The sequence below is a fragment of the Algibacter lectus genome (assembly GCF_900112395.1).
GTDB lineage: Bacteria > Bacteroidota > Bacteroidia > Flavobacteriales > Flavobacteriaceae > Algibacter > Algibacter lectus.
Map to the genome: position 1 here is coordinate 464,321 of NZ_FOLN01000003.1, position 12,819 is coordinate 477,139.

Genomic DNA, 12,819 nt, shown 5'->3' on the forward strand with positions numbered 1-12,819 from the left:
TTTTACAGAATGATTATTACAGATACGCATACCCATTTATACAGTGAAGCTTTTGATGACGATAGAAGCGAGATGATAAACCGAGCAATAGAGCAAGGTGTTACTAGGTTTTTTATACCAGCTATAGACTCTACGTATACTAAAGCGATGCTTCAGTTAGAGAAAGATTATCCAGAAAACATGTTTTTAATGTCTGGTTTGCATCCAACACATGTAAAGGAAAACTACAAAGAGGAGTTAGACCATATAGAGCACATGCTTGCTACACATAAATTTTATGCTGTTGGCGAAATTGGCATCGATTTATATTGGGATAAAACAACTTTAGATATTCAAAAAGTGGCATTTAAGCATCAAATACAATTAGCAAAACAATATGGTTTACCTATTGTTATACATTGCAGAGAGGCCTTTGATGAAGTTTTTGAAGTTTTGGAAAGTGAAAAAGGAGACGATTTATTTGGAGTGTTCCATTGTTTCACCGGGAGCTTAGAGCAAGCGCATCAGGCTATTTCTTATAATATGAAATTAGGTGTTGGTGGTGTTTCAACTTTTAAAAACGGAAAAATAGATCAGTTTTTAAATGAAATAGATTTAAAACATATTGTTTTAGAAACCGATGCACCATATTTAGCACCAACACCATTTAGAGGAAAGCGCAACGAAAGTGCCTATATAATAAAGGTATTAGAAAAACTAGCAACTATTTATCAAATCTCAGAAGAAACGTTGGCTGAAATCACTACAGAAAATTCAAAATCCATTTTTAAAGTTTAATGTTATGAAACCAAACATACTCCTTATATATACAGGTGGCACCATTGGCATGGTAAAAGACTTTAAAACCGGTGCGCTAAAAGTATTCAATTTTAAAAATATTATAAAAAACATACCAGAGTTGCAGTTGTTAGATTGTAATATCGAAACGTTTTCTTTTGATGAACCTATTGACTCTAGTAATATGAATCCGAAGTATTGGGTTCAAATGGCAGAGGTTATCGAAGAAAAGTATAATGAATTTGATGGTTTTGTTGTACTTCATGGTAGTGATACTATGAGTTATACAGCATCTGCATTAAGTTTTATGCTAGAAAACCTAGCAAAACCAGTTATATTTACCGGTTCTCAATTGCCTATTGGCGATTTACGTACCGATGCTAAAGAGAATTTAATTACATCTATACAAGTGGCATCTTTACAAGAGGATGGTAAACCTTTAATAAAGGAGGTGTGTTTGTATTTTGAATATAAATTATATCGCGCCAATAGAACAACTAAAATTAATGCCGAGCATTTTCAGGCATTTGCATCCTTTAATTATCCAGACTTGGCCGAGTCGGGTGTGCATTTAAAAATAAACCATAAACATTTATATCAACCTAACGGAAGCAAAGCTTTGGAGGTTCATAAGAATTTAGATGAAAATATTGCATTAATTAAACTCTATCCTGGTATTTCTAAAGTCGTTTTAAAAAATATTTTTAAAACGCCCAATTTAAAAGCAGTTATCTTAGAAACCTACGGTTCTGGAAACTGTACTACCGAAATGTGGTTCATTAATATGTTAAAAAAGACCATTGAAAAAGGCATACATATTATAAATATTACCCAATGTTCGGGCGGAAGTGTCATGATGGGGCATTATGAGACCAGTGATATGTTAAAAAAAGCAGGTGTAATCTCCGGAAAAGACATAACAACCGAGGCTGCACTAGCTAAGTTAATGTATCTATTAGGAAAAAATGTAGAGGCTAAAAGCTTCAAAACCACCTATGAAACATCTTTAGTTGGAGAATTGACTTAAAATTAACTGTTAAAATTTTAGCGTTCAAAGTTTTTTTTGTTATTTCATCCCCAGAATAAAAGCTGTTAAAAAAAAAAGAGAGGTGGCCGAGTGGTCGAAGGCGCACGCCTGGAAAGTGTGTATACCTCAAAAGGGTATCGAGGGTTCGAATCCCTTCCTCTCTGCTTAAATTTTTTTATTTTTAATTGCTTTTTTTTTATATCTTTAACACTTTAACTAATAAAATTAAGATCTAGATCATGAAAAGATTATTTTCTATCCTTGCCATTACTGTAATGGTGGCATTCGGAACTGCAAATGCAACAACAATTGCAAACACAAGTACAGCTGTAACGACTGTAACTACCACTTTAACTCAAGAAGATGAAGCTCCTGCGGCAGACGTTGGTTTTCATCAAGATTTGAAAAAACGTTTTATTGAAGGTGGTCCAGGATTTATGGGTATTGTATTATTATGTTTAATTCTTGGATTAGCAATTGCTATTGAGAGAATTATCTTTTTAAACTTATCATCTACAAACACTAAAAAATTAACGCAATCTGTAGAAGATGCTCTTGCATCTGGTGGTGTTGAAGCTGCTAAAGAAGTTTGTAGAAATACAAAAGGACCTATCGCATCTATTTACTACCAAGGTTTAGATAGAACTGATGAAGGTATCGAAGCTGCTGAGAAAGCTGTTGTAGCTTACGGTGGTGTTCAAATGGGACAATTAGAGAAAAACGTATCTTGGATTTCATTATTTATCGCTCTTGCACCAATGCTTGGTTTCATGGGTACGGTAATTGGTATGATTCAAGCCTTTGATAAAATTGAAGCTGCTGGTGATATGCAACCTTCTCTTGTTGCAGGTGGTATTAAAGTAGCACTTTTAACAACAGTATTTGGTTTAGTAGTGGCAATTATTCTTCAAATTTTTTACAATTACATTATTGCTAAAATTGATAGTATTGTTAACGATATGGAAGATGCTTCTATCACGTTAATGGATCTATTGATTAGACACAAAAAGTAATAATTTAAAACTGAAAAAATTATGAATACTCACAAAATAATAAAAATCGTAGCTTTTGCTCTCGCGATTCTTGGCTCTATATTTGCGCTGATGATCATGACTGGCTCTGAGGCTATGATTGATAACATACTTTATATTACCTATGCTGTACTAGGATTAGTAATAGCGTTAGTTGTAATATTTGTTTTGAAAGGTTTAGTTACTGGAGATATCAAAAAAACTTTGATGTCTGTAGGAGCCTTTTTAGCAATCATTTTTATAAGCTACGGCTTGTCATCTGGTACAGATTTAGATCTACAACCATTCAATGACAAAGGTCTTGGTATTACCGAAGGTATTTCTAAAAACGTAGGTGCTGGTTTATATGCATTTTATGTTTTAGCAGTTATAGCAATTGGATCAATGCTATTCGGTGGTGTGAAAAAAATATTAAATAAATAAATTATGGCAAAAAGAGCAGCACCAGAAGTTAATGCAGGCTCAATGGCCGACATTGCTTTCTTATTATTAATATTTTTCTTAGTAACAACAACTATTGAAACAGATTCTGGTATTAACAGAAAGCTGCCTCCAATGGAAGAACAAACAGATCCACCTGTTATTAAGCAAAAAAATATTTTTACAGTTATTGTAAATAAGAATGATGATTTATTAGTTGAAGATGAACCGATGCAACTTAAAGATTTACGTAAAGCAGCCATTGCTTTTTTAGATAATGGCGGTGATAAATCTTGTGATTATTGTAAAGGTCCAAGAGATCCTGAGTCTTCGGATAATCCAGACAAAGCGATCATCTCTTTAGCTAATGATAGAGAAACTACTTATAAAACTTATATTGCTGTACAGAATGAATTAGTAGCAGCATATAACGATTTAAGAAACGCGAGAGCCCAGGCACAATTCGGTATGTCATTCGTTGAGATGGAAGCAAATCAAAAGGATGTAAACTGGCCGGGGAATAAAGAAGCTTTAAAGAAGAAGATAGATCAGATTAAAGCTGAGTATCCTCAAAAGCTATCGGAAGTACAGAAATAATTTAACATTTATAAAAACATGTCTAAATTTAAAAAGAAAAAAAGTGGCGATATGCCTGCGGTTAATACGGCGTCTTTACCAGATATTGTATTTATGTTATTATTCTTTTTCATGGTAGCCACAGTAATGAGGCAAAATACTTTAATGATTGAAAATAATTTACCATTTGCTGATCAAGTTGAAAAACTAGATAAAAAAGATTTGGTAATGTACATTTATGCTGGTAAACCAAGTGAGAACTATAGACAATATGGAAACGAGTCAAGAATTCAATTGAATGACAAGTTTGCTGATGTTAAAGAAATCGCTGCGTTTATTAATGCAGAACGCGCCTCTAAAAGAGAGGAATTAGTACCATATTTAACTACAGCCTTAAAAGTTGATAGTGATGCTAATATGGGATTAATTGGTGACATTAAACAAGAACTTCGTAAAGTTAATGCTCTAAAAATAAACTATACCACTAAAAAGGGTAGTGTTGTTGGAAGGTAAATTTTACACTCTTAATTTTATAGTAAAAGGCGTTTTGATATACTCAAAACGCCTTTTACTTTTATATAATAGTAGCAATTGGTAACTTACCATAATATAATTTTCAAAATGAGAAGAATTAAATATGTAATCATCATACTGTTTTGTGCGACTTCTTGTTTGTGTTTTTCACAAAATGAAGAGGTTGTTGAGACCGAAGTTGATAGTAAGTATAAAGAAGATCAATTTTATTTTGGTGTTACTTATAATTTATTAGGTTCAAGACCAACCGATGTAAAGCAAAGTGGCTTTTCTACAGGGTTTCATTTAGGTTTTATAAAGGATATGCCAATAAATGCTGCAAGAAACAAAGCTATTGGTTTAGGTATTGGTCTTTCTGCAAATTCATATAACCAAAACCTTCTTATTCAAAAAGATGATGGAGGTGTAGTTAGTTACAGCGTAATTGACGATGCCGATACATTTACTAAAAATAGGTTTTCTAGTAACTTTATAGAGGTGCCTTTAGAGTTTAGATGGCGAACATCTTCAGCTACCAGCTATGATTTTTGGCGTATTTATGCCGGTTTTAAGTTCAGTTATATGTTATCGCATGCCGCAAAGTATAATGGGGATCTAGGAAGCTTAAAATACACTGATATCTCAGACTTTAATAAGCTTGAATATGGCTTAACGTTAAGCACCGGGTATAATACTTGGAATTTACATTTGTACTATGCCTTAAGTCCTGTCTTTTCTAAGGAGGCTAAGCTTGATGGAGACAGTATGGATATGCACGCTATTAAAGTAGGCTTAATGTTTTATGTGTTGTAATTTGAACTCTCTTGGGTTTCAAATAAGAGATATAAATTGTTAAATGTGGTGATCTGAAGGGGAATGGTTAGAATCAAGGTCTAGTCGGTTACTTAAATCGTTAAAGTAAATTAATTGTTGTTTCGAAAACCAAAGAAGGTTCAAGTATATATTAATCTACATCCAGAAATTAATCAGCAATAGCTGCGGAATTAATCCAACAAAAAAACCAAAAATCAATTCTTTAGAGGTGTGCGCATTTAAGTGTAATCTAGATGTAGCTACAGCACCCATGGCTAAGGCGACAAAAGCAAGAGTGCCAGTAATATTTATACCAAACTGCACGCCTATAGCTATAAAGAACATGAATAACCCCGAAATACCAATCATGTGTATACTTGCTTTAAATTTAAAAATAGCGAGCGTTAAACAAGCCATATTCGAAATTAGTATACCAATAAAGAAGTAATACAGTTCTAGCGACTGCGTTGCTGTTATTACGCGTTTAATTACTAAAATAGTAATAAAGCAATTTAAAGCCAACGGGTAAATACGTTCCCTTGTAGTTTTAAGATGAATAGTTTGCGCCTTTCCTAAAGTTCTGAGTAAAAAGAACATTAAAATAGGTAGTATAATGGTAAGTATTAATAATGAAATAAGCTTAGCATGTAAAATTTGCTCCGCTATAAAACGCGGCGAGATATAATAATAATATGCCACGCCAATAATAGGCATCAATAAAGGATGAAAAATATATGAAATGCTCTTAAGTAACTTATCCATTATATTTTTTTACGTAATCGAGCGACAGGAATATCTAGTTGTTCTCTATATTTAGCTACTGTTCTTCTAGCAATTGGATATCCTTTTTCTTTTAAAATTGACGCTAAAGTTTCATCTGTTAAAGGCTTCTTCTTATTTTCTTCTTCAATTACCGTTTCTAGAATTTTTTTAATTTCGCGAGTTGAAACATCTTCACCTTGATCATTCTTCATGGATTCCGAAAAGAATTCCTTAATCAGTTTTGTTCCATAAGGTGTGTCAACATATTTGCTATTGGCAACACGTGAAACTGTGGAAACGTCCATTGAAATTTCGTCGGCAATATCTTTTAAAATCATGGGTTTCAAATTACGCTCATCACCAGTTAAAAAGTACTCGCTTTGGTAATGCATAATTGAACTCATGGTAACAAATAGGGTCTGTTGGCGCTGTTTTATAGCTTCAATAAACCATTTTGCTGCATCTAATTTTTGTTTTATAAAAACAACAGCATCTTTTTGAGATTTCGATTTGTCTTTAGATTCCTTGTATCCTGTAAGCATATTGTTGTACTCTCTAGAAACATGAAGCTCCGGAGCGTTACGTCCGTTTAAGGTAAGCTCAAGTTCTCCATCAACAATTTTAATAGCAAAATCAGGTACTACGTGTTCAACAATACGGTTATTCCCGGCATAAGATCCACCAGGTTTAGGATTTAAATGTTCAATTTCTTTTATGGCATCTTTTAATTGTTCTTCAGTAATATTGAATTTCTGAAGTAATTTTTTATAATGCTTTTTGGTAAATTGGTTGAAAGCAGAATCTATAATGTCTATAGCTAATTCTGTATCGGGTGTTTTATCTTTGCGGTGTAATTGAATACTTAAACACTCTTGAAGGTTTCTAGCTCCAACACCTGCTGGGTCTAATTGATGTACAATTTTTAAAACCTTTTCAATATTTTCCTCTTCGGTGTATACGTTTTGTGTAAAAGCTAAATCGTCCATAATATCGCTTAACTCTCTACGTATATAGCCGCTTTCATCAACGCTACCAACTAAGAATTCGGCAATATCTCGTTCTTCTTCCGATAATCTGTAGGTGTTTAATTGATTAATTAAGTGTTGCGTAAATGAAGTTCCCGCTGCATAAGGCATCGTTTTTTCTTCATCGTCGGCACTGTAATTATTGGCTTGGGTGCGGTAATCTGGAATTTCATCATCACTTAAATATTCATCAACATTAATGTCTTCTGCACTTATAGAATCATTATCATTAATATCATCAGAATTATCTAAATCAGAATCGTAGTCACTATCGTTTTCTTCTTTACCGCCTTCTAGTGCTGGGTTTTCTTCTAATTCTTGTTTTAAACGTTGCTCAAAAGCTTGCGTAGGCAATTGTATCAGTTTCATTAACTGAATTTGCTGCGGCGACAGTTTTTGCGAGAGTTTAAATTGTAAATATTGCTTAAGCATGATTTTTATTAAGATTGAATGGGCAACTAAATATAATGATAAGTAATAAACAAATCAAAGGTTTAGATTAGTTAGTCCTAATCAAAGATAAATAAAAGCATGAATAATCGCCAAGTATAAGCGGAATTATCAAGTTAAATTTTACTAAAACTCTGCGTTTTGAGGTGTTCTTGGAAAAGGAATTACGTCTCTAATATTACCCATACCGGTTGCAAACATCACTAAACGCTCGAAACCTAAACCAAAACCAGAGTGTACAGCTGTTCCGTATTTACGTAAATCCATGTACCACCAAAGGTCTTCTTCTGGAATGTCTATGGCTGCCATTCTTTGTTTTAAGATATCTAAACGCTCTTCACGTTGTGCTCCACCAACAATTTCGCCAATACCAGGGAAAAGAATATCCATAGCACGTACGGTTTTACCATCGTCATTTAAACGCATGTAAAAGGCTTTAATATCTGCTGGGTAATCGAATAAAATAACAGGGCATTTAAAGTGTTTTTCAACTAAAAAACGTTCATGTTCACTTTGTAAATCCATTCCCCATTCTTCAACTAAATATTTGAATTTCTTCTTTTTATTTGGTTTAGAATTTCTTAAAATATCAATAGCTTCCGTGTAACTAACACGTTTGAAGTTGTTTTCTGTTACAAAGTTTAATTTTTCAATTAAACTCATATCACTACGTTCAGCTTGAGGTTTTACTTTTTCTTCGTCTAATAGACGTTTTTCTAAAAACTCTAAATCTTCACGATTATGTTCTAAAACATGAGTGATTACAGATTTCATAAAGTCTTCAGCAAGATCCATATTGCCTGCTAAATCCATAAAAGCCACTTCTGGCTCTATCATCCAGAATTCGGCTAAATGTCTTGATGTATTAGAGTTTTCAGCTCTAAAAGTAGGTCCAAAAGTATATACTTTACCTAACGACATGGCGTAAGTTTCAGCTTCTAATTGGCCAGATACGGTTAAGTTAGTTTCCTTTCCAAAGAAATCTTTAGTATAATCTACTTTGCCATCTTCAGTTAAAGGTAAATTTTTATTGTCTAAACTAGAGACTTTAAACATTTCTCCAGCACCTTCTGCATCACTACCTGTAATGATAGGCGCATGCATGTAGTAAAATCCGTTTTCGTTAAAATATTTATGGATAGCGAAAGATAATGATGAGCGTAAACGCATTACAGCACTAAACGTATTAGTTCTGGTGCGTAAATGAGCATTTTCTCTTAAAAACTCAAAAGAGTGTTTTTTAGGTTGAATAGGGTAGGTTTCCGGATCGGAATCTCCTAGAACTTCTAAATGTTTTACCTGAATTTCAACTTTTTGACCTTTACCTTGGCTTTCTACTAATTCTCCTTTTACATGTATTGCGGCACCTGTGGTTACGCGTTTTAAAAGGGCTTCATCAAAGTTTTCAAAATCTACAACACATTGTATATTATTTATTGTTGAACCATCATTTAAGGCAATAAAGCGATTTGCTCTAAAGGTTCTAACCCAGCCTTTTATTTCAACTTCAAGTAAAGAAGTGTTTTGCGATAGTAATTCTGAAACTGTAGGTGATTGCATAGAAACTAATTTTGAACTGTAAATATAATGGTTTCAGTACTTAAAATTCAAATAATAAATTCTAAAAATTATGAAAATTTTGAATTTATAGCTAATTGTTGTTTTAAAGTGTAATTAAAACTCCTCTTTGTCGTCTTCTTCAGGGATAATGTTAATCGACGGTTCGCGTAACACTTCTTTATTAGCAATACTACGCTCTAAAGAAAGTAATAAAGACGGCAGTAATAATAAATTAGAAAGCATTGCAAAAAGTAGAGTTGCAGAAACTAGAGCACCAAGCGCTACTGTACCACCAAAGCTCGAAATTGTAAATACCGAAAATCCAAAGAATAACACAATAGATGTGTAGAACATACTTACTCCTGTTTCGCGTAAAGCCCCATAAACCGAAGTTTTAATTTTCCAATTATTGGCTTGCAATTCTTGACGGTATTTTGCTAAGAAGTGAATTGTATCGTCTACAGAAATACCAAAAGCAATACTAAACACTAATATGGTAGATGGTTTTATTGGTACGCCTAAATACCCCATTAAACCAGCTGTTATTACTAATGGTAGTAAGTTTGGAATTAATGAAATAAGAATCATTTTTCCCGAACGGAACATATATGCCATAAATAAGGCGATAAGTAAAATGGCTAATGATAAAGAAATGGCTAAGTTTTTAACCAAATATTTTGTTCCTTTTTGGAAAACTAGAGCCTTCCCAGTCATGGTTACTGTGTAACGTTCTTTAGGAAAAACTTTATTTATTTTAGTTTGAAGATCTTCTTGGATACGTTCCATTCTATCGGTACCAACATCTTTAATAAAGGTGGTGATACGTGCGTATTGGCCTGTGCTATCAACAAAATTACTTAGCAAGTCATTACTTGAAGTTGAATTTTTAGCATAGCTTAAAATAAAACTATTTTCTTGTGAAGTTGGTAGCTGATAAAACTTGGTATTACCATTATAATAAGCTTGTTTGGAGTATTTAACTAACCCTACTACAGATATCGGTTTTGATAATTCTGGAGTTTCTAAAATCAAATCTTCCAGCTCGTTCATGCGTTTTAGAGTCGATAGTTTCATAACGCCTTTTTTGCGCTTAGTATCTATCATAATTTCTAATGGCATAATACCATTGAACTCACTTTCAAAGAAACGGATATCGTTAACAAATTCCGATTCTTGAGGCATATCTTCAATTAAACTACCCGAAATTTTTATTTGATAAACACCAATAATACTTAGTACAAGTAGTATTACCGAGGTAATGTAAATGGCAATACGTTTTTGTCTTACCATACGCTCCATCCAGTTTACAAAACCACCAATCCACCTTTTATTTAGGTGTTCTAAATGACGGTCTTTTGGATAAGGTAGAAATGAATATATAATTGGAATAATAAGAATACACAATATAAAAATTGACAAAATACTTAGCGAAGCTACTAAGCCAAACTCTTTAAGTAGCTTACTTTCCGTAAGAATGAATGTTGCGAAACCACAAGCTGTAGTAACGTTTGTCATTAAAGTAGCGTTACCAATTTTGGTAATTACACGTTGTAAAGATTTGGCTTTATTACCATGTAGCTTAACTTCGTGTTGGTATTTGTTTATAAGGAAAATACAATTGGGAATCCCAATAACAATAATTAACGGCGGAATTAGAGCTGTTAAAACTGTAATTTCATAATTTAATAAACCAATAATTCCTAAGGTCCACATAACACCAATACACACCACAATAAGGGATATAAAAGTGGCACGGAAAGATCTAAAGAAGAAAAAGAATATTATAGAAGTAACTAGTAGAGCTGCTCCAATAAACAAGCCTATTTCGTCAACAATATTAGTTGAGTTTAAGGTTCTAATGTATGGCATACCGGAGATACGCACATCTAAATCGTATTTGGCTTCGAAGGCTTCCACTCTAGGAATTAAAACATCCATTACAAAATCTTTTCGAGCCGAAGTATTTACAATAGCCTTGTTCATGTAAATGGCCGATCGAATTGTTTTCGTGTCTTTGTTGAATAAGAAATTATCGTAAAATGGATATTTTTTGAAAAGATCGTTCTCCAAAACCTCAATTTGAGCCATTGAAGTTATAGAATCTTTTATAAAAGGTTCTAAGATGAACTTTTCATTTTCGGTATCTTTTACTAATTTTTGAAGTTCTTTTATGGAAATTACCGATTCTACGGCGTCTGATGAATTCTTGAAACTTTCCGTTAAGTTGTTCCAAGCATTGAGTTTTTCAACAGTAAAAAGAGTAGAATCTTTTACACCTAGCACAATTAAATTACCCTCTTCTCCAAAAACATCTAGAAAATCGTTGTAAATAATATTAACTTCATGATCGTCAGGAAGTAAGTTTGCCTCGGTATAGGTAAACCTCATATTATCCCATTGCTGGCTGAAGAAAATTGTTGTAGCCAGAATAGCTACAAGTATAATAATTTTATTGCGTAAAATAACTCTAGCAATAACGTCCCAAAAGTCCTTTGTAAAAAGTTTAAGCATGCTCTATTTAAAAGATGCGCAAAGGTAGAAAAAAGCAGCAGATTACCTCATAAAGAGACGTTAAATGTAAACTTAAAAGCTACATTGTCACCAATTTCGGGCAAGTGGTAGGCGCCATAGCGATAGGTGAAGCTTAAACCAAAACCAAATAATAATTTATTAAGTTCGAAACCCGATTCCGTATATCCTTTTTCTAAGGAGCCAAAAGGAACACCTTCGTGGCGTTCAGGGTTATTCATGTCTCCAATAGCATAACGTGTTATTAATACCATTTGTGGTTTGTAACGTTCGGAAATATTAAAAGGTGTTAAGTAATGTTTAAATTGAAAAGTAGTGAACCTATCGGAAAAGAATTCGTTAAAAAACATGGTTTCAAAACTGTTTAAACCGGCAACCGAAAAACGTTGTAAAATAGTTTCTTTTGTAATATTGTTGGGGTAGGCGTGGTACAAATGAGTTAATGGTGTATCGCCACCAGAAATACCAGAAACTACAGTAATTCTAGAATGTGCAGCCTTGGGGTCTCCTATTTGGTAAATGCTTCTAAAATCTAATTTCGAAAAGTTGAAATCACCTTTTATAATATTTTTAAAACTTTTTGTGTATTGCAGCGTAAATTTAGGGAAGCCGTCTTTTGTTTGTTTTACACCGTCTTTGGTAGATTCGAACTTACTAAACGGACTCCATTGTAATGCTGTTTTTGCCGAACTAATATCGAAGTTATTGTAAACATCGCCGTTAAGGTTGAAGCCGTAAGCATAGGTTGGGTCTATTTTACTGATAGAAAACTCCGTTTCACTTACAATTTTTGGTGTAAACTCATGCTCTAGCGAAATGAGTTTGGTAATGTGTTTATGAAACAAATCGATGTTAAGCAATCGCGGTTCGAAAAACTGAAAGAAACGGTTGTCTGTTAAAAACTTAGTGCTTCCTGTTTCTTGTAAATCATCGGTGTAAGATAAATTAATCCAAGTATTTGTGGCTTGCGATACTCTAAAACCACCACCTAAACTGTATTTAAATCTACGATCTCTAAAACCATAAACAAGATAGGTGTTTGCCCGGTATTTTTCTGAAAAAGCTTTGTTAGTTTCTGCACCTAAACCAGTTCTTACTCCTTCGTATTGGTTGTATTTTACTAAATATCTTAAATCAAAATTAAAATATTTTGTTGGAAAAAAACCGTTACCCAATGATTTTACAAAGGCTTTCTTTTTAATAGAATCTTGTGCGGGTTCTGTAGTACCTTCATTTTCTATTTGCGCATTTAGTGCGACCGAGAATAAAATAAATAAAAACAGAATACAATGTTTCATCTAGAGAGAAAGGAGTAAAGTGATAAAAAAAGCGACAA

At 33.2% G+C, this 12,819-nt stretch carries 12 protein-coding genes and 1 tRNA gene; 8 read left to right on the plus strand and 5 right to left on the minus strand.

Going from position 1 to position 12,819, the window contains the following annotated elements; all coding sequences use genetic code 11:
• Nucleotides 1-9: 9 nt before the first annotated feature.
• The 8 genes from BM246_RS07775 to BM246_RS07810 all read left to right on the plus strand — a co-directional run bounded on the left by BM246_RS07775 (nucleotide 10) and on the right by BM246_RS07810 (nucleotide 5,157).
• Entirely contained in the window at nucleotides 10-777 is a 768-nt protein-coding gene (locus BM246_RS07775) for a TatD family hydrolase (protein ID WP_042496538.1), read from the plus strand.
• Between the two features lie 4 nt (nucleotides 778-781).
• Complete coding sequence (locus BM246_RS07780) at nucleotides 782-1,804, plus strand: asparaginase (RefSeq protein WP_042496541.1); 1,023 nt, start codon at nucleotides 782-784, stop codon at nucleotides 1,802-1,804.
• 76 nt (nucleotides 1,805-1,880) lie between these two features.
• Nucleotides 1,881-1,968, plus strand: a tRNA-Ser gene (locus BM246_RS07785).
• Nucleotides 1,969-2,043: 75 nt separating this feature from the next.
• Nucleotides 2,044-2,817, plus strand: a complete 774-nt coding sequence (locus tag BM246_RS07790; protein ID WP_042496544.1) for a MotA/TolQ/ExbB proton channel family protein — start codon at nucleotides 2,044-2,046, stop codon at nucleotides 2,815-2,817.
• A 21-nt stretch (nucleotides 2,818-2,838) separates the two neighbouring features.
• Nucleotides 2,839-3,258 carry a hypothetical protein gene (locus BM246_RS07795; RefSeq protein ID WP_042496547.1) on the plus strand — a complete coding sequence of 140 codons (420 nt, stop codon included), beginning with the start codon at nucleotides 2,839-2,841 and terminating at the stop codon, nucleotides 3,256-3,258.
• 3 nt (nucleotides 3,259-3,261) lie between these two features.
• A complete protein-coding gene (locus tag BM246_RS07800; RefSeq protein ID WP_042502548.1) occupies nucleotides 3,262-3,852 on the plus strand; it encodes an ExbD/TolR family protein in 591 nt (196 codons plus the stop codon).
• A gap of 18 nt (nucleotides 3,853-3,870) precedes the next feature.
• Nucleotides 3,871-4,344, plus strand: a complete 474-nt coding sequence (locus BM246_RS07805) for an ExbD/TolR family protein (protein ID WP_042502551.1) — start codon at nucleotides 3,871-3,873, stop codon at nucleotides 4,342-4,344.
• Nucleotides 4,345-4,452: 108 nt separating this feature from the next.
• Complete coding sequence (locus BM246_RS07810; RefSeq protein ID WP_074936944.1) at nucleotides 4,453-5,157, plus strand: porin family protein; 705 nt, start codon at nucleotides 4,453-4,455, stop codon at nucleotides 5,155-5,157.
• 156 nt (nucleotides 5,158-5,313) lie between these two features.
• Here the strand turns inward: BM246_RS07810 and BM246_RS07815 are convergent, their stop codons facing one another.
• The 5 genes from BM246_RS07815 to BM246_RS07835 form a co-directional block, all read right to left on the minus strand.
• On the minus strand, nucleotides 5,314-5,919 hold the full coding sequence (locus BM246_RS07815; protein WP_042502555.1) for a hypothetical protein: 606 nt from the start codon (nucleotides 5,917-5,919) through the stop codon (nucleotides 5,314-5,316).
• Entirely contained in the window at nucleotides 5,919-7,376 is a 1,458-nt protein-coding gene (rpoN, locus tag BM246_RS07820) for an RNA polymerase factor sigma-54 (RefSeq protein ID WP_074936951.1), read from the minus strand. The genes BM246_RS07815 and rpoN overlap by 1 nt, the downstream gene beginning before the upstream one ends.
• Nucleotides 7,377-7,520: 144 nt before the next feature.
• Nucleotides 7,521-8,954 carry an asparagine--tRNA ligase gene (gene asnS / locus BM246_RS07825; protein ID WP_074936953.1) on the minus strand — a complete coding sequence of 478 codons (1,434 nt, stop codon included), beginning with the start codon at nucleotides 8,952-8,954 and terminating at the stop codon, nucleotides 7,521-7,523.
• Between the two features lie 114 nt (nucleotides 8,955-9,068).
• The gene (locus BM246_RS07830; protein ID WP_042502559.1) at nucleotides 9,069-11,465 is read right to left on the minus strand and encodes an efflux RND transporter permease subunit; all 2,397 of its coding nucleotides are present in this window, start codon (nucleotides 11,463-11,465) and stop codon (nucleotides 9,069-9,071) included.
• A gap of 47 nt (nucleotides 11,466-11,512) precedes the next feature.
• A complete protein-coding gene (locus tag BM246_RS07835) occupies nucleotides 11,513-12,781 on the minus strand; it encodes a hypothetical protein (RefSeq protein ID WP_074936956.1) in 1,269 nt (422 codons plus the stop codon).
• Between the last annotated feature and the right edge of the window lie 38 nt (nucleotides 12,782-12,819).